Here is a 24291-nt window from a genome sequence, read left to right as displayed (position 1 = left end):
TCAGATGCTTGTCAAAAACTCACTCACTATTTTACCAAACAATCGCGGCTGTTCCACATGGACTGTATGTCCTGCTTTTGGAACAATCTCTATTCTACTAGAAGGAAGCATCTTATGCACCTCTTGATTGATGGCGCAAAATTTTTCGTCCCACTCCCCGCAGATAAGAAGCACAGGAACATCTATTTCCTCTACACGGCTCCACAAGGAAGGCTGTGAACCGGTGCCCATGCCGGTTAAACTGTTCGCAAGCCCAATCTTATTGTTCCGCAGACGGCCCGATCGTATCCTGTGCCGAATATCTTCAGCCAGCCTCTGCTGAGATGAAAACAAAGGGATATTCTCCCAATACGCAACAAACGCTTTGAGCCCGTCTCGTAAAATAAAATCAGCAAGCTTCCGGTCCCGCATGATTCGTTCCCGCCGTTCCCCAAGTGTTTTGAGCCCCGGCGTCGTGCTTTCAAGCACAAGTGCCGATACCCGCTCGGGATATGTCATCGCAAAAGAGTAAGCAAGCCTTCCTCCCATAGAATACCCAATCAATTTCACTTTGTGAAGTTTTAATTGATCAAAAATCTCGGCAAGGTCAGAAACTTGCCGGCTTGTGCTGTATCTTTTCCCATTCAGCGGGGCATCGGTTTCCCCATGCCCTAAACAATCAATTTTGATCAAACGGGAATCAGGCAGCATTTCATCAAGAAAAGTCCATGATTGTTTGCTGCCGGTAAACCCGTGCAGACAGACGATGGCTTCGGAAGCATTCGGTCCCTCGTCTGCCACTGCATATCGGACACCATCTGATACCGTTATGTTTACAGTTCCCATTGTTTTTTCACTTCCCGCACAGCCTCATTCAGCATATCGCGATGAAGCTGGACTCTTGATTGGCGATCCGTTTTGATTTCAATCAAATGGAGTCCGGGCTTGTCTGCCTGCGGCGCGTAAGCTGTTTTGAATTCATCCCAAGAAGCCGGGCATGAATACGTTCCGCCGTAAAGTGCAGCCGCATGCTTGAAATCGAGCCCTGTCGGTGTGCCGAACAAATCTTCAAAGTGTGTCTTCTCAGAAGCCTGCGGCAAAAAGGAGAAAATCCCTCCTCCGTCATTATTGACAAGAATCACAGTAAGAGGAATACCCAGCTTTTTGGCCGCCAGCAGGCCGTTTAAATCGTGATAAAAAGATAAATCTCCAATCACAAGGGTAACAGGCGCTTTTGTTCCTTCACATACCCCCATGGCAGAGGAGACGACACCGTCTATCCCGTTTGCTCCCCGGTTTGAATAAATCCGGAAAGGGCGGTCCTGCTTTTCAAAAAACGTATCAACATCCCTGATCGGCATGCTGTTTCCCACAAACAGCGAGCTGTTTTCAGGCACAAGATGCTGAAGGATTCGATAGAGATTACCTTCAAACGAAACATCTTCACTGCTGATTGTTTGCAGATGCTCGCGGAACCGCCCATTGACAAACTGCCACTTTTCCAGCCACTCTGAGGATCTGGTGGCAGCAGTAAGGCCTGCCATGATCTCCTCAGCAAAAACAGACGCATTACAATGAATCATATGCGCGCTTGCCTGTGTCGGGTCTCTCCACCCTCCATCCTCGTCAATCACGATTTGCTGAATCGCCGGATCATCCTTAAGCCATAAGAAAACCGGTTTTGAAACAGGCATCGGCCCAAACCGAATGACAACATCAGGACGAAGTTTCCGCTTCAGCTCATCATCTTTTAAAAACGAATCATACGCATCAATAACAGTGCTTTTATCATGAACACCATTCCGCAGATTAGACAGCGGATCCGCTAAAATTGGATACTGAAGCGCTTTTGAAAGCGCAATAATGTTTTCCTTGTCCGCATCACTATGGAGCTCTCCGCAGACGATCATTCCTTTTTCAGCCTCTGCGAGCATCTCAGCCACATCAGACAGGGACTCGCGGTCAACAGACTGCGTACCCGTTTTCACAGACACATGACGCCCTGTTCTCATTCTTCCAAACGGCTCATCTGAAAGATCCGGCATCAGCGGTTCGCGCAGCGGCACATTCACATGGACAGGCCCCATTGGGCGCTTTTGTGTTTCTCCGGCAGCGCGGCTTGCCAGCGTTCGGATGTATCTCAGCATTTGCGGAGACTCTTCAGGAAGAGCAGAGTCTGTGAAAAACTTAACAAAGTTACCGAATAAGAAGTGCTGATTAATAGCCTGCGGTGCGCCTACTTCGCGCAGCTCATGAGGCCGATCAGCAGTTAACACAATAATTGGCACCCTTGAATAATGGGCTTCAACCACAGCCGGATAAAAATTGGCCGCGGCTGTTCCTGATGTGCAGATCAATAGTACGGGACGCTGCTTCGCTTTTGCCAATCCTAGTGCAAAAAACCCAGCCGATCTTTCATCAATTTGGACATGGACGCTAATATCGGGGTGCGCGGCAGCAAGAATAGCCAGCGGAGTGGATCTTGAGCCGGGACAAACGACGGCGTCCGTAATTCCGGAAAGGGCGAATTCATCAATAAAACTTCCGATGTAATGAGTAATCGGGTTGACAGTCAACGCCTCTCACCTCCTAATGCAGAGATCATCGGCTTCAATTTAATCTGTGTTTCTTCATATTCCGAGATTGGTTCCGAGTCTTCCACAATACCGCACCCGGCAAACAGCCTTGCTGTGCTTCCTTCGATGAGCCCTGAACGAATGGCTACCGCGAATTCCCCGTTATCCTGGCTGTCAATCCAGCCGATAGGGGCCGCATACCAGCCGCGGGACATCGGTTCAATCTCCCTGATCACGTCAACAGCTTTTTCCTGAGGTGCTCCCCCAAGCGCCGGAGTGGGATGCAGCTTCTCAATTAAGTCAAAAATCGATGCTGACTCGCGCAGCTGTCCGACAATCGGCGTAAACAGGTGCTGAACGCTTTTTGTTTTGTACAAAACAGGTCCATCAGGCTTTTCAACCTCTGAACAGCTTGATACAAAAGCATTATGAATCATACCTACCACAATATCATGCTCAAGCAGGTTTTTCTCATCGTTTAATAATTCAAGGCCTATCCGGCGGTCGTCTTCTTCATTCACGCCTCGTTTAATGGAGCCTGCCAGACAGGAAGACATGACAGTGCCGCCGTCTCTTTTAATCAGTCTTTCCGGAGACGCGCCGACAAAGGTTTTGCCTTCTTGTTCAATTGCAAAAACATAGCTTGTCTGCTGATCGTCCAGAAGGGTTTTAAGCACCGGTTCAATTTGGATTGGACCGTCAAACGTGAGCAGCAGCTCTCGGGCAAGAACAACCTTATCATATTGTTTCTCTTTAATTTGGCTTGTAGCTGTTTCGATTGCTTTCAGCCAATTATCCTTATCCAGCTCTTCGGCTGCTGCAATCACAGCCTGATCTTCTTGCTTGAAATCGGGAACCATAAATTCCGCCGCAAAAGCTTTTAAGCCTTCTAAAACAGCTTCTGCGTCTTCTCCTCCGCTTACCCATCTGTTAACTGTTAAGAACGGGCCTTCAGCAGTCATCGTCAGCATAAGCGCAGGCACAAAGAAATCCCCTTCCGAGAAATGGTCCCATTGTGAACCTCTTTCTTCGCAAGGGTCAAAAGAAAATCCTCCGAATAACACAGGTCCCACTGCAGAATGCTGCAGCTTTTCTTCTTCATAAATATGAAAAGCCGTCTTTTTAAAGCGCTCCCATTGTTCAAAAACCTCACGATACCGCTCGCTGTTTTTTTGATTTGTCTGGAAAACCGCTTCTTTGCCAAGACCGACTATTGTCAATTCACTTTCAGGATCTGACCAAAAAAATCGATTGCCTGTATATTTTTTTGCTCCGTAATTGAAAAATGATAGAGGGTCAAGAGACTCGATTTGTCTCGAATAGCTTATTAAGACAGCATGGTTGACTTCTTTGGCTTTATGTAATGCATGTAGAACTTCCTTTCGGAACGTACGCTGCACCGTTGTCACCATGAGACATTCCTCCATAATCCTTAAAATGCTTTTAATACCATACACCTGTGTCTCCTTTGTGTCAAACACAGATCATGCAGTCCAAATGGCCTGCCTTACCTATTATAAACCTAATTTCAGAAATGAAAAAGAAACAAAGCTTAAATTTCTTTCTACACTGATAGCAAAGGTTGTATCCGCTTACCATAAAAGGAAAACCTCCTATATTCCTCCACCCGCCATTTATGAAAGTTCTCAGGCGATCTGTTCATACTAAAGGTATGCATCACAGAGAAACGAGGCGATCACATTGCTTACGAAAGAACAGCTTCAGCATTTAAAAAATGAACTGGAACAAACGAAAAAAGATATCTTAAACCGTTTCAAAGACAATGATCATTTTCAGCTTAACTCAGCATTTCCTTATGATTCGTGGGGTGAGCTTTCGGCATACGACAACCATCCCGGCGATCAGGCGACAGAACTTTACGAGCGTGAGAAAGACATCGCTCTAGACTTGCATGAGCGAGAGCACCTTCGGGACATTGAGCATTCATTGAAGGCGATAGAAAACGGTACGTATGGCATTTGTGAAGTCAGCGGAAAGGAAATCCCTTTCGAACGACTTGAAGCGCTTCCGACTGCCACAACCCTCGCGGAGTATTCTTCACAGGACGTGGTTTCCAAAGACCGTCCGATTGAAGAAGAAACACCATTCGGGCAATTTGAATTTGATGATGATGAAGAAATCAGAGCGCCATATGACAGTGAGGATTCCTATCAGGATGTCGAAAAATATGGGAACTCACAAACGCCGCAGGATATGGAAAACCCTCCGCTCAGCTATGATGATATGACGATGAATGCCGAAGAGAATATCGGCAATACGGAGTCTTACGAAAATTTCATCGCTACAGATATCACTGGAAAAGAAATTACCGTTTATCAAAGCAGAGCCCATGAGCGCTATGAAGAAGAACTTGACGAAGAGGGAATCATGACCACATTCGGCGATCTCCACGCTGATTGAACCCCCGATTATTGGGGGTTCTTTTCCGTTTTCAGCATATCGTAAATCAGCTTCAGATAATCCTTTTGCAGGCCGATGTCATACCGCTCGCCCTCTAGCAATTTCCCGTATACGGTACATGCCCCGAGCGAAGCTTTTATCGCATCCGTTACCTGCACTTCTCCTCCGCTATCAGCTTCTAATGCCTCCAGCTCATTAAAAATATCCGGTGTGAAAATATAACGCCCTGCTGCGGCAAAATGAGACGGAGGGTTTTGTTTAGGTTTTTCCACAATATCCTGTATGCGATAAAGCCCTTTTTCAACAGACTCCCCCCTTATCACACCGTAATGATGTAAATCCTCCGTTTTTGTTTCTTTTAAGCCGATCACACTGGACTGATATTTCGTATACACTTCAATCAGCTGCCCCAAAGCCGGCTGATTGGCGGAAAAAATCAGATCATCAGGCAAAACGACGGCAAAAGGCTCTCCGCCTGCAAATTGCTTTCCGAAAGAAATGGCGTCGCCAAGACCCTTTGCATAAGGCTGCCGCACATAGTGAATCCGTATATCCGGAATGGGATGCTCACTAAGCAAATGCAGTTTATTCTTAGAGGCCAAAAAAGCCTCAAGTGCCAAAGAGGAATCAAAATAGTCGACAATCAGATTTTTATGGCTCGATACAACCATCAAAATGTCCTCAATGCCTGACTCCTTTAATTCTTCAACAAGATAATGAATCACAGGCTTAGATCCTACCGGAAACATTTCTTTCGGAATCACCTTCGTCACCGGCAGATTTCTCGTGCCGAATCCGCCTGCAGGAATGATCGCTTTTTTTATCATGTTATTTTCCCCTCAGCTCATGTTTATTACATGATATTCCAAGAGCGCATCCCGATGTTTGTACATCTGAAATTAGGCGGAAGCAACTGGGCAGAAAGCGGAATCACGAACCAGCCCTTTTTTAATAGGATATTGATATATGACCAGTAATCTTGTAAAGGAGCTCAGGTGATGAAAATTTGTGTGGTTGGCGCCGGGTATGTCGGTTTAACCCTATCAGCGGCACTGGCATCCATCGGACATGACATGATATGCACAGACAAAGACGTCAAAAAAATCGGGCAGCTGAAAAAAGGAGTCATTCCCTTTTACGAGCCTGGGCTTTCAGATGCAATACTTCGTTGCGGCAATCTCTCGTTTTCTTCTGAAGTGAAATCGAGCATGGAGGAATGTCCCGTTATTTTTATCGCAGTCGGAACCCCGCCGCGTTCGGACGGATCAGCTGATACGAAAGCCCTGCAGTCCGTCATCGGTGATTTAAGAGAGGCAATCCGATCGTATAAAACCATCATTACGAAAAGCACTGTTCCGCCCGGGACAAATGAAAACATAGCAAAACAGCTGATTGCCTCCGGAGTGTCTAAAAACCTCTTTAATATCGTATCCAATCCTGAGTTTCTGCGGGAAGGCAATGCCTTATATGACATGCTGCATCCTGACAAAACAGTCATCGGTGTTCAGGAAGAAGATCACGTATCGGCAGCCATCGTCAAATCCATTTACAAACACATTGATACCCCTTTTATCGTTACAAGCTTAGCGGGAGCGGAGCTGATCAAATATGCCAACAATTTCTTTTTAGCAGCCAAAATTTCGTTCATTAACGAAATGGCCCGCATATGTGAAGCCTATCAATCAGATATCTCAGATATTTCCCGCGCTATCGGTCTAGACCCAAGGATCGGGGAGCACTTTTTGCAGGCAGGCATCGGATACGGAGGCTCTTGTTTTCCAAAGGATCTGCAGGCGCTGCAATTTGCTGCCCAGAAAAAAAACACGGAGACCTTCCTGCTCCAAGCCGTGCAGCACATTAATGACACCCAGCTCGGCCTGTATATCAAAAAAATACAGTCATTCTTCGAAACACTTCAAGGCAAGAAAGCGGCTGTACTCGGCATTTCCTTCAAACCGAATACCGATGACATCAGGAATTCTCAGGCTGTCAGACTGATGGAAAGGCTGGCGGAGCTGGGATGTGATGTTCATGCATATGATCCTGAAGCTGTACTTCCAGAACATTTGCGGCAGCATGTAACTCAGCATTCTCAAGCTTTTGATGCGATCGAAGAAAGCGACTTTTTATTTTTGGCGACAGAATGGCCCGAGTTTTTAGCGTTTGATTGGAAAAAGGCTGCAGGCATCATGAAAGGGCGTCTTGTGATTGACGGACGCAACGTATTAAAAAAAGAACTGATCGAGGCTTGCGGCCTGATCTGTACGGGAGTTGGCCGTCCATGAAAATACTCGTCACAGGAGCAGCGGGCTTTATCGGCTCCCACCTCTGCGAAGAATTACTAAAAGATAAGAAACATAACGTTATCGGAATCGATGACTTTATCGGTCCTACTCCATTTTCCTTGAAATTAAAAAACCTTAAAAACCTGCTGCCGGAAAAGCGATTTACGTTCATAAAGGAAAATCTGCTGACAGCGGATCTTGCTCCCTTACTGGAAGGAGTGGACGTCATCTTTCATTTGGCGGCCATACCGGGTGTCCGCTCAAGCTGGGGCAGTCATTTTCACCCATATGCCGCACATAATATCCAAGCGCTCCAAAGGCTCCTCGAGGCGTGCCGGGAACATTCTATTCAAACGTTCGTCTTTGCATCCACCTCTTCCGTCTATGGTGAAAAACAAGGAAAAGTCAGCGAAAACACGTCGCTTTCTCCTTTATCTCCGTACGGGGTAACAAAGCTTACGGGAGAAAAGCTTTGCCATGTGTATCAACAAAGCTTTGGCATTCCAATTGTGATTCTCCGTTTTTTTACCGTATACGGGCCAAGACAGCGGCCGGATATGGCTTTTCACCGGCTCATTAAGCAGCACCTTCAGCAAAAGCCGCTTACCATCTTCGGTGATGGGCAGCAGTCAAGAGATTTCACTTATATCAGCGACTGTGTCAAAGGCATCACCGCTGTTCTTGGGAAACCCCACCTTATTGGTGAAACAGTAAATATCGGCGGTGCTGAGCGTGCCTCAGTCTTAAAGGTTGTCTCCCTCATTGAGGATATTTCCAGTAGAAAAGCAACACTGCACTTTTCGGACAAAATAGCAGGGGAACCGAGCAACACGTGGGCGGATATTTCAAAAGCAAAGCAGCTCTTGCATTATGATCCCGCCACATCCTTAAAGGATGGCTTGACCAACGAAATCGCCTATTTATCGTCGCTGTATCAGGGGGAATAAAAATGAAGCTTGCCTTTATCTGTACAGAAAAGCTGCCGGCGCCCGCAGTACGCGGCGGCGCTATTCAAATGATGATTGACGGTGTCACGCCCTATTTCAGCAGCAGGTACGACCTGACCATTTTTTCAATTGAAGATCCATCGCTTCCAAAAAGAGAAACAAAAGACGGCGTACATTATATCCATCTGCCAAAAGAACATTACCGCGAGGCGGTAGCCGAAGAGCTGCGAGCCTCTTCCTTTGACCTCATTCATGTGTTCAACAGGCCTTTAAATGTCTCTTTATATAAAAAAGCCTCACCAAACAGCAAGATCGTTCTGAGCCTGCATAACGAAATGTTTTCTGAAAAAAAGATGACCTTCGCGCAAGGAAAAGAAGTACTCGACAATGTCTCCATGATCACAACTGTGAGCGAATTTATTAAACAAACCGTCATTGAACGTTTCCCTGAAGCAGAGGACATCACAAAAGTTGTGTATTCCGGCGTTGATTTAAACTCTTATCCGCCCGTCTGGACGATGAAAGGCTCGGCTGTCAGAAAAACATACCGGAAAAAATACGGTATTGAAGATAAAAAAGTTATTTTATTCGCCGGCCGCTTAAGCCCGACAAAAGGACCTCACCTTCTCATTCACAGCATGAGACGGATTTTGCAGCAGCACCCTGATGCTGTACTGGTCATAGCAGGCGGGAAGTGGTTCAGCGATGACAGCGAAAACCAATATGTAACCTATCTGCGTACGCTGGCGCTGCCATACAGAGACCACATAATTTTTACAAAATTCATTCCCGCTGACGACATCCCAAACCTTTTTCTGATGGCAGATGTATTTGTGTGCAGCTCTCAGTGGAACGAACCCCTCGCCCGTGTGAATTATGAAGCAATGGCGGCCGGCACGCCCTTAATTACCACAAACCGGGGCGGAAACGGAGAAGTCGTAAAAGACGAAGTCACCGGCCTTGTCATCGACAGATACAACAAACCTTCTTCATTTGCAAAAGCAATTGACAGAGCCTTTACAGATCAAGAATTAATGAGCAAAATGACAAAAAACGCCCGACAGCATGTAGAAGCTTTATTTACCTTTACCCATGCGGCCAAAAGGCTCAATACTGTTTACCAATCCGTTCTCACTCCGAAAAACAAACAATTTCCGCCGCCTTTTCTGACGCAAAATTTTGATTTATCATCTATCAATCAGCTTTTTGTGAAAGCAAAAACATAAAACCTACAGCTCGTGTTGCAAAACGGGCTGTTTTTTTGCTGCAGAGAACATGAAAAAAGGCATAAATATGACTTTATGCCTTGCGCTTTACGGTTTGAGAAAACCATGGAGCTGGTTTAGATTCACTTGGAAGAATGATGATTTCCACTCTAGCTTCCTCCGCTAAGTCTGGTTCTTCATCTTCATCCTCTTCTTCATATGGGGGCACTGAGCGTTTCGAATCACGTTCCTCCTCAGGCTCTAGAATGGTTTCGAATTTCGTTTCTTCTTCATCATCGACGATTTTGTGATCTGTTTCCTTTTCCTTCGTTTCTTCTTGATATTCTTTCGGTGCATTGATGTGAGGGAGCTCTCGAATGCTGCCCACATCTAAATGCTTCTCCTCTTCTTCCTTCTCAGCTGAGATTGAGTCATGAGCCTGCCATCCCATCGGTCCAGGCGGTGTAAATACGAATTGGTCGAGATCCAGTTTAGAAATAGAGGCTTTTTGTCTCGATGACCTCATGTCAATTCGCCTCCCGATACGCTTTTATCTTTTTATACAGTTCCGGCAGTTTATCCAAAAACGAATCTTTAGATTCTTCAACAGAAATCATGTTTTGCAGCGCCCAGTTATACTTCTCATCTGACCACGTTTTCTTTTGCTTCAAATAATATTTGTGCCCGATTGCACAGAACAAATGCGGAAACGCGAGATCAATCCAAAGTACCTCGTACTGTTTTTCTGTGAGTGGATACACTGCGTCGTAGGACGCAAGCAGTGCAACCATGAAATCAGTATCCCATACAGAAAGCTTAACCATCACTTTATTCAGCAGAATACGAAGGTCTCTTGACGGCAAATCGTAGGTAATCGAGTGAAGCTCCTTTAAAAAAGGCTCCCCTTCGATCTCTGTCAAACGTGCCAATGTAAAATCCTGAAAACAGAATCCGCCATGCTCGAGCGTTTCTTTTGTCCAGGTTTCGTATTCTGAGTCATCAAGCGCCTGAAGAGCTTCTTTTCCTCTTGCCAGCATTTTATCAGCATGTTTTAAGAAAGTTTGCGAAAATACGTCATCAGGATAGGATGCCGCGATCTGCATATTCCCTTCAAGTTCCTGCAGCTTCCATCGGTACAATTTGTGCCATTTTCCCAGCCTGCTTCTCTTCTTGCTTTCATCTGTGCAAACATATCCTTTTGAGGCATGATGAAAATGGCCGGCAAATGACATGACTTTTTTCATTTGCTCTGCATCATAGTAAATCATTTCTTTTCCTGTCACTTTGTCATATAAGCTGTAAGAAACCTGATCCGTGCCCAAGCAGCTCCCGCCATTTTTTGTTTGATGAATCGGCGCTATCGGCAGCCCTTTCTCTTGTAAATGGGCGTGTGCCTGAGTGATAAAAAGCATCCGCTCCGGTTTCATTTGCGCTTCTTTTAGCAGCTTTGGGCCATGATCAGTTTCGACTTCCCAGATTTTGCGTCCGCTTTTGTTCGATTTCAGCGCCACATTGTCAATATGAAAAGGATAATAGCTGAGAATTTCGGACACAATCTGTTCTTCATGCTCTTTTTGGTACACTCTGTTCACCCCTTCTATCTGTTCTTTTCATAGACGCTGAGCAGATTTTCAGCCACCCTCTGCCAGCCAAATTTGTTTTCTGCCTCACGGCGGCTGTATTTCCCAAGCCGTTCCCGCTTTTCAGAGCTGCTCAGCAAATCATTGATGCGTTCGGCATATTGTTTAGGATTTTCAAAGTCATGAATGATGTAGCCGTTTTTCCCTTCCTCTATGACCTCTGGATTGCCTCCCCGATTGCTTGTAATAATAGGAAGTCCCGCAGCCATCGCTTCATAATGCACCCTTGCTAAAGGCTCCTGCCATTGCGAAGAGCATACAAATACATCTGACATGGTATAAAGGCGCGGAATGTCCTTTGGCTTCACAAATTGAATAAATGTGACATGATCCTTTTGCATCGCACCAAGGGTATGAAGATGTTTGACATAGTTATTTAATTCATTATCTCCGAACCATTTTGACCCGATAAACACCATCATGACATCGGGGTGCTCCTCAATGATGTCCGGCAAAGCCTGCAATAATATGTGCGGGCCTTTGACTTTGCTAAGCCGGCCGACAAACAAGACGATTTTTTTGCCGTGAAGCCCCAGCTCGCTTCGCATCTCTTCGCGAGCTCGCTGCCCTTCATTCGTCCAGTGAGGGTGGTACGTTTTTAAATCCACACCGGAATACACCGTTTTTGTTTTTGATCGTGCTGACGGAAAACGGCTTGTGATCGTCTGTCCGATATAATCGCTGACCGTAACAATCTGCGCTACGGAGTCGATGCAAATCTCGCCTTCCGCCTGGCTGATTTTATCGTAAGCGAACATTTCATTGTGAACGCTTAAAATAAAAACAGCATCCGGCGCCTGTTTCTTCAATTTCGGAACCCAGCTTGGGCGATTACAAACATGCACAAGATCAAAACGGCTCTTTTTCAGCTCTGCTCCAACGGCTTCTTCATAACGGTCTTCATCCAAATGCACATAATGGACACCGTCTACCTTCTCTCTATCAGCGAGATTCGGATCTTTAATAGAAAACACAGTCACCTCATGTTTTTTTGCAATTAAAGGGGCAACCGCTTCGAGGTAGATTTGAATGGCGCCTCCTCGAACCGATGGGACAGGAAGCTTCTCTGTGGCGATCAGTGCTATTTTCATACATAGCCTCCATTCCTGCATGATTTTTAACTAGTTAGAATCATGATACGGCTGAACAAGCAACTTGTGCGGAATGGGACTGCCCTAAAAACAAAACGGGTAAACAACCAGATTCATCTATTAAATATAGTCAAATAACTCAATCATTTTTTCCTTTTGATTCATAAGGTAGGAGTAAAACAGGTAAGGATGTGTCCTTTAATGGCAGAAAACCATGAAGTCATTGAGGAGGGGAATTCATCAGAGCTTCCTTTATCAGCAGAAGATGCAAAAAAATTAACGGAGCTGGCTGAAAATGTGCTTCAAGGATGGGATGTGCAGGCTGAAAAAATAGACGTCATTCAGGGAAACCAGATGGCGCTTGTCTGGAAGGTCCACACAGACTCCGGCGCGGTTTGTCTAAAACGAATACACAGGCCAGAAAAGAAAGCGTTGTTTTCCATTTTCGCGCAGGACTATTTAGCAAAAAAAGGCATGAATGTTCCTGGCATACTCCCAAACAAAAAAGGCAGCCTATATTCTAAGCACGGCTCATTTCTATTTGTCGTATATGACTGGATCGAAGGAAGACCGTTTGAGCTGACTGTAAAGCAGGACTTGGAGTTTATCATGAAAGGCCTTGCTGATTTTCATACAGCTTCCGTCGGATATCAGCCGCCAAATGGCGTTCCCATATTTACCAAATTAGGTCGCTGGCCGAATCACTACACGAAACGATGCAAACAGATGGAAACGTGGAAGCTGATGGCGGAGGCGGAAAAAGAAGATCCTTTCTCACAGCTTTATCTTCAGGAGATAGATGGCTTTATTGAAGACGGGCTGCGCATCAAAGACCGGCTTTTGCAATCGACCTATGTTCCATGGACTGAACAGCTGAAAAAAAGCCCTAACCTTTGCCACCAGGATTACGGAACCGGGAATACACTCTTAGGAGAAAATGAACAGATTTGGGTCATCGACTTAGATACCGTATCATTTGATCTGCCTATTCGCGATTTGCGCAAAATGATTATTCCGCTTTTGGATACGACGGGTGTTTGGGATGACGAGACATTTCATGTCATGCTGAACGCATACGAATCCAGAGCCCCATTAACTGAAGAACAAAAACAAGTCATGTTTATAGATATGCTGTTTCCTTATGAGCTTTACGATGTCATTCGCGAAAAATACGTCCGCAAGTCTGCTTTACCGAAGGAAGAATTAGAATCAGCTTTTGAATATGAACGCATTAAATCAAACGCATTGCAGCAGCTGATTTAACCCCATCATTTCCCCCGCATATCGGGGGTTTGATCTTTATAAGATAAAGGGTAAATAAATACATGCGGAGGTTGCAAATATGAAAAAGATTGTCGGCGCTTTAGCCGTTTTTGTGATTACATATGCGCTGTTTTCAGCCGCGGGCTACCTGTTTCCTGTGGACCAAGAATGGTACAATTCATTGAAAAAACCGGACTGGACGCCAAGCGGAACTGCGATCGGCATCATTTGGGCCATCCTGTTTGCCCTGATTTCCCTTTCAGCAGCCATTGTATATGCTGCGTTTTCATTTAAAGGTGCGAAAAGCTTTTGGTTTACACTTTTGATAAATTACGTGCTCAATCAAGCCTTCAGCTATTTTCAGTTTACGCAAAAAAATCTGCTGGCTGCATCGCTTGACTGCCTGCTTGTCGCCATCACAGCAATCGTATTACTGATCATTGCCAAAAAATACAGCAGAGCCGCAAGCTATGTTCTTTTGCCTTATTTTTTATGGAGTGCATTTGCGACGTTCTTATCCTTTACAATCAATTCAATGAATCTGTGAACAAAAAAAGCCGCTTATACAGCGGCTTTTTCACATCATCGGCTTGATGCCCCAAATGTCCTTCGCATATTCCCGGATTGTGCGGTCGCTGGAGAAATATCCTGAATGAGCAATGTTTACAATCGAACGCTCAGACCATTTCCTTCGCTCTCGATAATCAGCTTGAATTCGCTCCTGTGCATCTGCATATGAGCTGAAATCCTTCAGCACAAAATACTCATCATTATGCGGAAGCAGCGAGTCAAAGATCGATTCAAATTCATCTGCTTCTCCTTCAAAAAAACCATTGATCAGCTGATCAGCTACCTGCCTGATTCTTCTGTCATGCTGATAATATTCCCTCGATCTATAGCCGCCGTTTTCCTGATACGATAGAACCTCATCCGCCTTTAAGCCGAACGTGTAAATACAGTCAGGGCCCACCCGCTCAAGGATCTCGATATTTGCGCCGTCATGCGTGCCGATCGTCAAAGCCCCGTTCATCATAAACTTCATATTCCCTGTACCAGACGCTTCCTTGCTTGCGGTTGAAATTTGCTCACTTACGTCTGATGCCGGAAAAATTCGCTCAGCCATAGAAACTCTATAATTTTCTAAAAAAACAACTTTGATCAGCTGTTTGACCGCCGGATCATAATTGACTTTTTCTGCGACAGAATGGATCAGCTTAATGATTTTCTTGGCATAATAATAGCTTGGTGAAGCCTTTGCCCCGAAAATAAAGGTTTGCGGGTAGATTGAAAACCCCGAATCCTCCTTGAGGCGGTTATACAAATACATAATGTGAAGAACATTCAGCAGCTGCCGTTTATATGCATGAAGCCGTTTCACCTGTACGTCGAATATGCTCTCAGGGTTCACAACCACCCCGGCCGTGCAAAAAATCAAATCGGCAAGCTCTTGTTTTTTCTTGCTTTTGTTGTTTTGAAACTGTTCAATAAATGCAGGATCAGTGGCGTACGGTTCTAAACGGATCAGTGATTCCGGCTGTTTGACCCATTCATCGCCGATCGCCTCTGTAATGATGGCAGACAAGCCCGGATTCGCTTTTAACAGCCAGCGCCTGTGGGCAATTCCATTCGTCTTATTGTTAAAACGATTCGGAAACAGCAAGTGAAAGTCGCGCATCTCCCTTTCCTTTAATATATCGGAATGTATTTTTGCAACGCCATTTACACTGTAGCTGCCTACTATGGCCAGATGAGCCATTTTGACAACACCATGCGCTGTAATCGCCATGTTCTCTATCCTTTTCCAGTCTCCCGGATACTTTTCCCAAACTGCGCGGCAAAACCTCTCATTGATCTCTTCAATAATCATGTACATTCGCGGGAGCAGCGGCTTAAACAAATGAATCGGCCATTTCTCGAGCGCTTCTGACAATGTTGTATGATTTGTATAAGAAATCGTATGTACAGTGATATGCCAAGCTTCTTCCCAGCCCATGTTCTCTTCATCGAGCAAAATCCGCATCAGCTCAGGCACCGCAAGCGCAGGGTGAGTGTCATTAATATGAATGCTCACTTTTTTATACAGGCCGGATAAAGATTTATGTGTTTTACGGTAATTGTTCACAATGCTTTTTAAGCTTGCGCATACTAAAAAATACTGCTGCTTCAGCCGTAAAATTTTCCCCTCATCATGGGTGTCATCGGGATATAAGAATTCAGAAACCGCTTCTGTTTCCCGCTTATAAGACAAAATATTACCGCCGTGATAATGCGCATAGGGCTCGGCGTTCCAGAGCCTTAACGTGTTGACAGTGCCCGTTTCATAGCCGATGATCGGGATATCATAAGGAACAGCGGTAACAATTGTCGCTTGCTCGTGGCGAAAATGCAGGCGCCCGCTTTTTTCTGTCATATGGACTTCGCCCCAAAACGGCACGTCCACTGCTTGATCCGCATTCCTTACTTCCCATACGTTCCCGTTTTTCAGCCATTGCTCAGGCAGCTCCACCTGATGTCCGTCTACAATTTTTTGCTCAAACAAGCCATGCTTATAACGTATGCCCATCCCGTGCCCTGGCAGGTTCAACGAAGCAAGAGAATCTAAAAAGCAAGCGGCCAAGCGGCCAAGCCCGCCGTTGCCGAGACCTGCATCGTTCTCTATCTGAAGAATTTCCTCTAAATTGATGCCGATTTCCTTTAAACCAGCTTCTACAACATCACGAACACCAAGATTCATTAAGTTTTGCTCAAGGAGCTGACCGAGCAGAAATTCGATTGATAAATAATATGTCTGCTTCCCGGAATTTGATCTGCTTTTTTCATTCGTTTCGATCCAATCAGCGCTGATATACTCTCTGACCATATTGCCCAACGTTTTATATTGATCCAGCTTGGCAGAATCTTTAAAGCTTTTTCCGCACGTCATTTCCAGACGCTTTAAAAATAAGTCTGCAAAGCGTTCTTTACTCGAGAACATCCCGTCCACTCCTTGTCACCTGCTCGAAAATACGCTGATACTCTTTAGCCGACTTCCCCCAGCTGTAATCTGCATTCATAGCGGTCTTCACGATGCTCTTCCATACATCCTGTTGGCGATAAAACGACAGCGCCCTTTCTATCGTAAATTTCAGATCATGCGCATTAAAGGCGGAAAACGTAAAGCCATTGCCCGTTCCCTCTTCCTCCTGATAGGCACGGACAGTGTCGTAAAGACCGCCCGTTTCCCTGACAATCGGAATGGCGCCATATTGAAGAGCAATGAGCTGCCCCAAACCGCACGGCTCAAATTTAGACGGCATCAAAAACATATCAGAGCCCGCATAAATTTGATGGGCTAGCGGCTCATCAAACCCGATATAAGCCCGGCACTTCTCATGAAAAGCAAATTCTGCATACCGGAAATAATTTTCAAATTCACGTTCTCCTGTGCCTAGCACAACCAGCTGTATGTCTTGCTCCTCAAGAAGTTCGTGCATAATTCTGCGGACAAGATCAAGCCCCTTTTGTTTAGTGAGCCTTGTCACCATACTGATCAGCGGAATATCGTTTTTCTCTGGAAGCCCCATCCGCCGCTGAAGCTTCGTTTTGTTTTCCAACTTGCATGCAAGATCCCCTGAATCGTATTGCGCCTCTATATAAGGATCGCTTTTCGGCTGATAGAACGTATCATCAATGCCATTTAATATGCCGGTTACATCATCTTCCCTATATTGCAAAACCTGTTCCAGCTGCTCACCATAATACGGCGTCATGATTTCATTTCTGTAAGTGGGGCTCACAGTTGTCACATGATCAGCCGCAATGATGCCCGCCTTCATAAAATTAACAAATCCGTTGCATTCTAACCTTTCATAATGAAAATGATCCATCTCAAGACCCAGCAAGTCATGTGTGACATCAGGAGGGAATATGCCTTGAAACTGCAGGTTGTGGATCGTGAGCACGCTTTTCATACGTTCATAAAAAGGATGTTTTCTGTACTCCTCTTTCAGCAAATAATTGACCATCGCTGTATGCCAATCGTGAGTATGAACAATATCGGCTGGAACATTCACAACTTTGGCAGCCTCCAGCACAGCTCTTGAAAAAAAGGCAAACCGCTCACCGTCATCATAATGCCCGTACAACGAATCCCTGTTGAAATAGTACTCATTGTCGATGAAGTAATAATTCACATCATCTTCGTCCATATGTTCAATTCCGCAATATTGCTGCCGCCAGCCGACAGCTACGGTGCACTCAGCCTTTTTCTTCATACGCTTTTTCCACGGCTCAGGTATTTGGCTGTACTTCGGCAGCATCACATATACTTCATTGCCTAATCGCGCAAGCGCCTTCGGAAGAGCGCCTGCTACATCGGCAAGACCTCCTGATTTAACAAATGGGGTGCATTCAGACACAGCAAATAATATCTTCAAGAATTCATCAGCTCTCCTTGCACCAAACCTTTTCTTAATACAAGCGGCTGGTCAGCTGTTCCAGCAGCTTCCGTCGCCTTGCCGATTTTAACGTCCTTATCAGAAATGACCTGCTCAAGAAGGCAATCCTCGCCAATCTGCGTTTTTTGCATAATAATGCAGTTTTTCAGCTTCGTTCCCTTTCCGACATGGACCGCCCTGAACAAAATGCAGTTTTCAACCTCTCCTTCAAGCACACAGCCGTTTGCCACCAAAGAATTTTTGACAGTGCTGTGTTTTCCGTATTTCGTCGGCGGTTCATCCTTCACTTTTGTGTAGATAGGCTGCTGCGGCAAAAACACCTGCTGCCAAAAACGGGGCTGAATGAGTTCCATACTGTGGGTATAATATTTTTCCACCGAATCAATAACTGCGGCATAACCTGAATATTCATAAGGGCAAATGGTCAAGGCGGAAGATTCCTTTTCAACAGCCTCCTGAATGGTTTTATAGCCTTTTTCGCTATGTCCGTGGATCAGATCCTTTAAAAGCGTTGTTGACATGATATAGATTTGCAGCGACTGGCCGTCCTGAAATACCTCGGTGACGTCGCAGCCAACCTCCTGGTGGCGTTTCAGCACATATTGAAATTGAATGTTGCATACGGTATGGCTGTTGGAGATAACAGCATATTGCTGAGTGCTTCTGTGGAAGTAATCTAGATGGTCCGAAAACTGGCGAAAGGAACCGAATTCATCGTATTCGTGATGAAGATGGGGAGACGGGAAAAAAAAGAGGCCGTCCTTTTTCCGGTGCAAATCCCATTCCTTACCCGCCCCAAGGTGATCCATGAGCGAACGGTAACGATACTTCGGAAAAATTGCAACACTCCTAATATCCGCATTCACCATGTTGGAAAGCATAAAATCAATCAGTCGGTACCTGCCGGCAAAAGGGATCGCCCCGAGCGACCGCTGTGCTGTTAAATCCTGAAGAGAATGCTTATATGTGGTTTCATCTATAACACCTAACATTTGATTATTGAACACTGACTCTGCCCCCTCTTCAGTAATTAAATCAATTCTTTTTCTACAAATTCCTCTGAAACGAGCAGCACCTCTTCAATGTCTTTTTCGGAGCGAATCACTGCGCCATCCGGCAGCACCATCCCATTAGGAACAATGGCATTTTCAATGACTACATGCTCCCCAATCGTCACATCCGGCATTATGACGGATGATGTAACAGTCGTATGCTTACCGACAGTCACACCTTGAAAAAGAACGGAGTGAGACACATTTCCATATACAACACAACCTTCGTTCACAAGCGAATCTTGAACCTGCGCATCAGATGAAATAAATTGCGGAGGCTGATTTGGATTGACGGAGTAAATTTTCCATTTGCGTTCAAACAGCTTCAGCTCCGAGTCCTCTTTTAACAAATCCATATTGGCTTCCCACAAGCTCTGCACCGTTCCGACATCCTTCCAATATCCCTTGAACGGATAAGCAGAAAGCTTCTTTTTCTCCTCCAAAAGCAGAGGAATAATGTCTTTGCCGAAGTCGTGGCTAGAATAAGGGTTTTGATCGTCCATCTCAAGATACTGTTTCAAAAGCGGCCAATTGAATATATAAATTCCCATTGAGGCAAGATTGCTCTTAGGGAATTTGGGCTTTTCATCAAAATGTGTGATCGTCCCATCTGGATTGGCCTTCATGATGCCGAATCGGCTTGCTTCCTCCCAGCCCACTTCGATGACAGAGATGGTCACATCTGCTTTCTTTTCAATGTGATAATCAAGCATTTTGCCGTAGTCCATTTTGTATATGTGATCTCCTGATAAAATCAGTACATACTCAGGATCATACTGATTCAAATAATTGAGATTTTCATAAATGGCGCTTGCCGTCCCTTTATACCATTTGACTTCTGATGACTCGGCATAAGGGGGTAAAACCGTCACGCCGCCATTATATCTATCCAGGTCCCATGCACTGCCGATCCCAATATAGGAATTCAGCTCAAGCGGCTGATATTGTGTTAAAATCCCGACTGTGTCTATGCCTGAATTAGAACAGTTGCTTAGGGTAAAATCAATAATCCTGTATTTTCCCCCGAAAGATACAGCCGGTTTGGCCATATTTTTTGTTAATCCGCTGAGACGGCTGCCCTTCCCGCCGGCAAGGAGCATGGCTACACATTGTTTTTTCATCTTTTTATCTCTCCTCTTTTTTTAACCGCCCGTAAAATCGAGATGCCGTAAGGGGGGATGGTCATCGTGATATAACACGGTTTATGATGAAGTGCTCCCTTTTTAGCCGATAACGGCTTTTTGTTGATTTGCCCTGAGCCTCCATATGTTTCACTGTCACTGTTAAGCACTTCAATGTATTGAGTGAAAAAAGGAACTCCAACATCATATTGATGATAGACCACGGGTGTAAAATTACAAATGATGACAAGCGCCTCACCGTGCTTTTTGCCATAACGAATAAAAGAAAAGATTGATTGTTCGTCATTATGGACATCAATCCATTCAAACGATTGTGCACGATGGTCATGCTCATAAAGGATTTTGCTTTTTTGGTAAAAGCGGAGAAGATCTTGCGTAAAAACGCTGGCTTTCTGATGCATGGGGAAGGAGTCCAAAAACCAATCAAGCTGTTCTGTATCTTTCCATTCATCAAATTGGGCAAACTCTGATCCCATAAAGATCAATTTCTTTCCGGGATGCACTGTCATATAGCCCAGCAAAAGCCGATACTGGGCAAATTTCTGCCAGTAGTCGCCAGGCATTTTATTGAGAAGTGATTTTTTTCCGTATACGACTTCGTCATGAGAAAACGGCAATACAAAATGTTCACTAAACGCATATAGTAATGAAAAAGAGATAAGCTGATGACAATGCCGCCTTTCTTCGGGCGGCGTCTCCATGTATTTCAGTACGTCATTCATCCATCCCATATTCCATTTATAATGAAAACCAAGCCCCCCTTCCTCAACGGCACCTGTCACTTGAGGCCATTCTGTAGAATCTTCCGCAATCATCATCACATGTGGATATGCCTCTCTCATGGTTTGATTGAGTTTTTTTAAAAAATCAACAGCATATGGATTCGTGTGGCGTTCATCCTGATTTGGCCAATACAGGATATTAGCCACTGCATCAACCCTAAATCCATCTATATGATAGAATTCCGCCCAGTACAACGCATTCGAAATTAAAAAACTATGAACTTCCGGTTTCCCCAGGTCAAAGTTTGCCGTACCCCATAACCAGTTCTCCCGATCACGTTCTTCTTTGTATTCATAAAGCGGTTCTCCATCAAACATATAAAGGCCATGTGCATCTTTACAAAAATGTCCGGGGACCCAATCCAAAATGACTCCGATATTTTGTTGATGACATTCATCAACAAACTTCATCAGATCATGCGGCGGGCCAAACCTGCTTGTCGGGCTGTAATACCCCGTTCCTTGGTACCCCCATGAACGATCATATGGATGCTCATACACCGGAAGCAGTTCAATATGGGTAAACCCATGCTCCTTGATATAAGGGATAAGCGTCTGACTTAATTCTTTATAGGAATAATGCCTGCCATCAGAATGCTTCTTCCAAGACCCAAGATGCAGTTCATAAATGAAAACAGGTTTTTCATACAGCGTCTTAGCCTTCTGTTTCTTTTGCCATTTTTGATCTTGCCAGCTGTACCCTTCCAAATCGTAAGTAAGTGACGCTGTGTTTGGTCTGACTTCTGAATAAATAGCGTATGGATCTGCCTTCAGCCTGATCTCACCGTTATTCGTCACGATTTCATATTTATATCGTTCCTTTTCTCCTATACCTGGAATAAATAACGTCCAAATGCCATTATCATTCACTCTGTGCATCACATGCTCTTCTCCAGACCAGCTGTTAAAATCTCCAGCCACTCGTACTTCCGACGCATGAGGCGCCCACACACAGAATTCATATCCGCTTTTGCCATTCAGCTCGCGGTAATGCGAGCCAAACAGCTGATAGCTTTTAAACAGACTGCCTTCGTGAAAAAGATAAACATCATGTGCTGTCAGGCTGGCAGCGGCCATGTAATCATCCTTTCTGACATCATAGTTTTCATTTATAGTATTTATTCGAAGAAATAAAAAAAAGCCCTTTCCTGAAAGCGCTTATACTTATAGACAATTAACTTCATTTTCTGAAGAAAAACGAAATATATGGAGATTTTTGTAGTCTGTTTTTAAAATAAAGAACAAAATCTAAGACATATCATGATTTATAAAAACAAAAAAACCTTGCAGGATATGCAAGGCTTCTGGATGACCCGTACGGGATTCGAACCCGTGTTACCGCCGTGAAAGGGCGGTGTCTTAACCGCTTGACCAACGGGCCGATAATTATGATATCTGTAATCATATGGCGGAGAAGGAGGGATTTGAACCCTCGCGCCGCTTACACGACCTACACCCTTAGCAGGGGCGCCTCTTCAGCCACTTGAGTACTTCTCCATTTGGCTCCACAGGCAGGATTCGAACCTGCGACCGATCGGTTAACAGCCGATAGCTCTACCACTGAGCTACTGTGGAACAAAAGTCATGGTGGGCCTGAATGGACTCGAACCATCGACCTCACGCTTATCAGGCGTGCGCTCTAACCAGCTGAGCTACAGGCCCATGACGACATAGAAATGGAGCGGGTGATGGGAATCGAACCCACGACATCAGCTTGGAAGGCTGAGGTTTTACCACTAAACTACACCCGCAATTTTTATTTGGGGCGATTGATGGGAATCGAACCCACGAATGCCAGAGCCACAATCTGGTGCGTTAACCACTTCGCCACAACCGCCAAAATATATTGATAAATGGTGGCTCGGGACGGAATCGAACCGCCGACACACGGATTTTCAGTCCGTTGCTCTACCAACTGAGCTACCGAGCCTAAGTATTTAAATGGCGGTCCGGACGGGACTCGAACCCGCGACCTCCTGCGTGACAGGCAGGCATTCTAACCAACTGAACTACCGGACCATTTTAAAATTTGGTTGCGGGGGCAGGATTTGAACCTGCGACCTTCGGGTTATGAGCCCGACGAGCTACCGAACTGCTCCACCCCGCGATGATTAGGAATATGTATGGCGGAGGAAGAGGGATTCGAACCCCCGCGGGCTTTGACACCCCTGTCGGTTTTCAAGACCGATCCCTTCAGCCAGACTTGGGTATTCCTCCGTATAGTGGTGGACCTTGTAGGACTCGAACCTACGACCGGACGGTTATGAGCCGTCTGCTCTAACCAACTGAGCTAAAGGTCCATTGGTAGCGGCGGAGGGGATCGAACCCCCGACCTCACGGGTATGAACCGTACGCTCTAGCCAGCTGAGCTACACCGCCAAATATTTTTTGAAATCAAGTGGAGCCTAGCGGGATCGAACCGCTGACCTCCTGCGTGCAAAGCAGGCGCTCTCCCAGCTGAGCTAAGGCCCCAAGAATGGTCGGGAAGACAGGATTCGAACCTGCGACCCCATGGTCCCAAACCATGTGCTCTACCAAGCTGAGCTACTTCCCGATTTCATATAGATCATGGCGCGCCCGAGAGGAGTCGAACCCCTAACCTTTTGATCCGTAGTCAAACGCTCTATCCAATTGAGCTACGGGCGCAACACTTAATGCCGAGGGCCGGACTTGAACCGGCACGGTAGTCACCTACCGCAGGATTTTAAGTCCTGTGTGTCTGCCAATTCCACCACCCCGGCGTGGATGGTATAGTTGGAGCGGAAGACGGGATTCGAACCCGCGACCCCCACCTTGGCAAGGTGGTGTTCTACCACTGAACTACTTCCGCAGAAATGGTGCGGATGAAGGGACTTGAACCCCCACGTCTGTAAAGACACTAGAGCCTGATTCTAGCGCGTCTGCCAATTCCGCCACATCCGCAACATGTAAATGGTGAGCCATGAAGGACTCGAACCTTCGACCCTCTGATTAAAAGTCAGATGCTCTACCAACTGAGCTAATGGCTCTTCTTACAAGAGACTTGAATATTATATCATATAAAAGTGGTGCCGGCAAGAGGACTTGAACCCCCAACCTACTGATTACAAGTCAGTTGCTCTACCAATTGAGCTACACCGGCATATATGTAAAACCGATATGTATAATGAAAAATGGTGGAGGATGACGGGCTCGAACCGCCGACCCTCTGCTTGTAAGGCAGATGCTCTCCCAGCTGAGCTAATCCTCCATACTTGCACTAACGTGCAATTGCTTGGCGGCGTCCTACTCTCACAGGGGGAAACCCCCGACTACCATCGGCGCTGAAGAGCTTAACTTCCGTGTTCGGTATGGGAACGGGTGTGACCTCTTCGCTATCGCCACCAAACAAATGCCTTCAGGATGAAGGTACTGGGCGTTTCTCACAGGATGTGAGAGCCCTTAGCGGAGTTTCCTTACCTTCCGCCTTTAGAGAGGTGTTCTCTCAAAACTA

Annotated in this window: 18 protein-coding genes, 21 tRNA genes and 1 rRNA gene; 6 read left to right on the top strand and 34 right to left on the bottom strand. The window is 45.5% G+C overall.

The features are described 5' to 3' along the window. Genes menH through M1D94_RS05580 form a run of 3 tightly spaced genes read right to left on the bottom strand, consistent with a single transcriptional unit; the run spans position 1 to position 3967 of the window. On the bottom strand, positions 1 to 825 hold the full coding sequence (gene menH / locus M1D94_RS05590) for a 2-succinyl-6-hydroxy-2,4-cyclohexadiene-1-carboxylate synthase (protein ID WP_041851135.1): 825 nt from the start codon (positions 823 to 825) through the stop codon (positions 1 to 3). Next, positions 813 to 2555: a 2-succinyl-5-enolpyruvyl-6-hydroxy-3-cyclohexene-1-carboxylic-acid synthase gene (gene menD / locus M1D94_RS05585; protein ID WP_456270449.1), complete on the bottom strand. Its 1743-nt coding sequence runs from the start codon at positions 2553 to 2555 to the stop codon at positions 813 to 815. Before menD ends, menH begins: the two co-directional genes overlap by 13 nt. Next, positions 2552 to 3967, bottom strand: coding sequence for an isochorismate synthase (locus M1D94_RS05580; protein WP_021480367.1), 1416 nt, complete (start codon positions 3965 to 3967; stop codon positions 2552 to 2554). The genes menD and M1D94_RS05580 overlap by 4 nt, the downstream gene beginning before the upstream one ends. A 289-nt stretch (positions 3968 to 4256) precedes the next feature. Here M1D94_RS05580 and M1D94_RS05575 point away from each other — a divergent pair, with 289 nt between their 5' ends. Continuing rightward, positions 4257 to 4976, top strand: a complete 720-nt coding sequence (locus tag M1D94_RS05575; protein WP_003229046.1) for a yteA family sporulation protein — start codon at positions 4257 to 4259, stop codon at positions 4974 to 4976. Positions 4977 to 4984: 8 nt separating this feature from the next. On the opposite strand, the gene M1D94_RS05570 is transcribed toward M1D94_RS05575, so the two are convergent. After that, positions 4985 to 5803, bottom strand: a complete 819-nt coding sequence (locus M1D94_RS05570) for a UTP--glucose-1-phosphate uridylyltransferase (RefSeq protein WP_038829931.1) — start codon at positions 5801 to 5803, stop codon at positions 4985 to 4987. A 171-nt stretch (positions 5804 to 5974) separates the two neighbouring features. Between M1D94_RS05570 and M1D94_RS05565 the strand changes: the two genes are divergently transcribed. Genes M1D94_RS05565 through M1D94_RS05555 form a run of 3 tightly spaced genes read left to right on the top strand, consistent with a single transcriptional unit; the run spans position 5975 to position 9434 of the window. Continuing rightward, the gene (locus tag M1D94_RS05565; protein WP_070547675.1) at positions 5975 to 7261 is read left to right on the top strand and encodes a UDP-glucose dehydrogenase family protein; all 1287 of its coding nucleotides are present in this window, start codon (positions 5975 to 5977) and stop codon (positions 7259 to 7261) included. Beyond that, positions 7258 to 8208 carry an NAD-dependent epimerase/dehydratase family protein gene (locus tag M1D94_RS05560; protein ID WP_456270448.1) on the top strand — a complete coding sequence of 317 codons (951 nt, stop codon included), beginning with the start codon at positions 7258 to 7260 and terminating at the stop codon, positions 8206 to 8208. Before M1D94_RS05565 ends, M1D94_RS05560 begins: the two co-directional genes overlap by 4 nt. 2 nt (positions 8209 to 8210) lie before the next feature. Continuing rightward, positions 8211 to 9434, top strand: a complete 1224-nt coding sequence (locus tag M1D94_RS05555) for a glycosyltransferase family 4 protein (protein ID WP_015714581.1) — start codon at positions 8211 to 8213, stop codon at positions 9432 to 9434. A gap of 73 nt (positions 9435 to 9507) precedes the next feature. Here M1D94_RS05555 and M1D94_RS05550 read toward each other — a convergent pair whose 3' ends face one another. Genes M1D94_RS05550 through cotSA form a run of 3 tightly spaced genes read right to left on the bottom strand, consistent with a single transcriptional unit; the run spans position 9508 to position 12144 of the window. Then, positions 9508 to 9939, bottom strand: a complete 432-nt coding sequence (locus M1D94_RS05550) for a hypothetical protein (protein ID WP_015714582.1) — start codon at positions 9937 to 9939, stop codon at positions 9508 to 9510. Position 9940: 1 nt separating this feature from the next. Beyond that, positions 9941 to 10996, bottom strand: a complete 1056-nt coding sequence (gene cotS / locus M1D94_RS05545) for a spore coat putative kinase CotS (RefSeq protein ID WP_015714583.1) — start codon at positions 10994 to 10996, stop codon at positions 9941 to 9943. Between the two features lie 14 nt (positions 10997 to 11010). Then, positions 11011 to 12144, bottom strand: a complete 1134-nt coding sequence (gene cotSA / locus M1D94_RS05540) for a spore coat protein CotSA (RefSeq protein WP_064670850.1) — start codon at positions 12142 to 12144, stop codon at positions 11011 to 11013. Positions 12145 to 12333: 189 nt separating this feature from the next. On the opposite strand from cotSA, the gene cotI reads away from it, so the two are divergent. Next, positions 12334 to 13407, top strand: coding sequence for a spore coat kinase CotI (gene cotI, locus M1D94_RS05535; RefSeq protein WP_072175886.1), 1074 nt, complete (start codon positions 12334 to 12336; stop codon positions 13405 to 13407). A gap of 79 nt (positions 13408 to 13486) precedes the next feature. Beyond that, positions 13487 to 13954, top strand: coding sequence for a TspO/MBR family protein (locus M1D94_RS05530; RefSeq protein ID WP_160244693.1), 468 nt, complete (start codon positions 13487 to 13489; stop codon positions 13952 to 13954). A gap of 30 nt (positions 13955 to 13984) precedes the next feature. Here the strand turns inward: M1D94_RS05530 and glgP are convergent, their stop codons facing one another. From glgP to rrf, 27 genes are all read right to left on the bottom strand, one after another. After that, positions 13985 to 16381: a glycogen phosphorylase GlgP gene (gene glgP, locus M1D94_RS05525; protein ID WP_153256999.1), complete on the bottom strand. Its 2397-nt coding sequence runs from the start codon at positions 16379 to 16381 to the stop codon at positions 13985 to 13987. Next, positions 16368 to 17822 (bottom strand): glycogen synthase GlgA, encoded by a 1455-nt coding sequence (gene glgA, locus M1D94_RS05520; protein WP_456270447.1) that lies wholly within the window; start codon positions 17820 to 17822, stop codon positions 16368 to 16370. The genes glgP and glgA overlap by 14 nt, the downstream gene beginning before the upstream one ends. Beyond that, positions 17819 to 18850 carry a glucose-1-phosphate adenylyltransferase subunit GlgD gene (glgD, locus tag M1D94_RS05515; protein WP_077671471.1) on the bottom strand — a complete coding sequence of 344 codons (1032 nt, stop codon included), beginning with the start codon at positions 18848 to 18850 and terminating at the stop codon, positions 17819 to 17821. Before glgD ends, glgA begins: the two co-directional genes overlap by 4 nt. 23 nt (positions 18851 to 18873) lie before the next feature. Beyond that, positions 18874 to 20016, bottom strand: a complete 1143-nt coding sequence (locus tag M1D94_RS05510; RefSeq protein WP_003229018.1) for a glucose-1-phosphate adenylyltransferase — start codon at positions 20014 to 20016, stop codon at positions 18874 to 18876. Beyond that, positions 20013 to 21896 (bottom strand): 1,4-alpha-glucan branching enzyme, encoded by a 1884-nt coding sequence (gene glgB / locus M1D94_RS05505; RefSeq protein ID WP_032726483.1) that lies wholly within the window; start codon positions 21894 to 21896, stop codon positions 20013 to 20015. Before glgB ends, M1D94_RS05510 begins: the two co-directional genes overlap by 4 nt. A 232-nt stretch (positions 21897 to 22128) precedes the next feature. Next, positions 22129 to 22200: transfer RNA gene (locus M1D94_RS05500), tRNA-Glu, on the bottom strand. Positions 22201 to 22225: 25 nt separating this feature from the next. After that, a tRNA-Ser gene (locus tag M1D94_RS05495) sits at positions 22226 to 22316 on the bottom strand. A 3-nt stretch (positions 22317 to 22319) separates the two neighbouring features. Beyond that, positions 22320 to 22394 (bottom strand) — tRNA-Asn (locus tag M1D94_RS05490). Positions 22395 to 22404: 10 nt separating this feature from the next. Beyond that, positions 22405 to 22481 (bottom strand) — tRNA-Ile (locus M1D94_RS05485). Positions 22482 to 22496: 15 nt separating this feature from the next. Further along, a tRNA-Gly gene (locus tag M1D94_RS05480) sits at positions 22497 to 22570 on the bottom strand. A gap of 10 nt (positions 22571 to 22580) precedes the next feature. Continuing rightward, positions 22581 to 22656, bottom strand: a tRNA-His gene (locus tag M1D94_RS05475). Positions 22657 to 22673: 17 nt separating this feature from the next. Further along, a tRNA-Phe gene (locus M1D94_RS05470) sits at positions 22674 to 22749 on the bottom strand. Positions 22750 to 22761: 12 nt separating this feature from the next. Continuing rightward, positions 22762 to 22838: transfer RNA gene (locus M1D94_RS05465), tRNA-Asp, on the bottom strand. Positions 22839 to 22849: 11 nt separating this feature from the next. Then, positions 22850 to 22926 (bottom strand) — tRNA-Met (locus M1D94_RS05460). A gap of 17 nt (positions 22927 to 22943) precedes the next feature. Further along, positions 22944 to 23036: transfer RNA gene (locus M1D94_RS05455), tRNA-Ser, on the bottom strand. 6 nt (positions 23037 to 23042) lie between these two features. Then, positions 23043 to 23119, bottom strand: a tRNA-Ile gene (locus M1D94_RS05450). A 2-nt stretch (positions 23120 to 23121) separates the two neighbouring features. Then, positions 23122 to 23198 (bottom strand) — tRNA-Met (locus M1D94_RS05445). A 20-nt stretch (positions 23199 to 23218) separates the two neighbouring features. Beyond that, positions 23219 to 23291, bottom strand: a tRNA-Ala gene (locus tag M1D94_RS05440). 5 nt (positions 23292 to 23296) lie between these two features. Continuing rightward, a tRNA-Pro gene (locus M1D94_RS05435) sits at positions 23297 to 23373 on the bottom strand. A 15-nt stretch (positions 23374 to 23388) separates the two neighbouring features. Next, positions 23389 to 23465, bottom strand: a tRNA-Arg gene (locus M1D94_RS05430). Positions 23466 to 23474: 9 nt separating this feature from the next. After that, positions 23475 to 23560: transfer RNA gene (locus tag M1D94_RS05425), tRNA-Leu, on the bottom strand. Between the two features lie 14 nt (positions 23561 to 23574). Next, a tRNA-Gly gene (locus tag M1D94_RS05420) sits at positions 23575 to 23649 on the bottom strand. Between the two features lie 5 nt (positions 23650 to 23654). Then, positions 23655 to 23741 (bottom strand) — tRNA-Leu (locus M1D94_RS05415). Between the two features lie 10 nt (positions 23742 to 23751). Then, a tRNA-Lys gene (locus tag M1D94_RS05410) sits at positions 23752 to 23827 on the bottom strand. A gap of 37 nt (positions 23828 to 23864) precedes the next feature. Beyond that, a tRNA-Thr gene (locus M1D94_RS05405) sits at positions 23865 to 23940 on the bottom strand. 32 nt (positions 23941 to 23972) lie between these two features. Next, positions 23973 to 24048 (bottom strand) — tRNA-Val (locus M1D94_RS05400). A gap of 22 nt (positions 24049 to 24070) precedes the next feature. Next, positions 24071 to 24186: ribosomal RNA gene (rrf, locus tag M1D94_RS05395) — 5S ribosomal RNA — on the bottom strand. Positions 24187 to 24291: the final 105 nt, after the last annotated feature.

Source organism: Bacillus sp. JZ109, assembly GCF_053903135.1.
The sequence above is the reverse complement of the archived record's forward strand: the minus strand, read 5'-3'. Positions and strand labels throughout refer to the sequence as shown.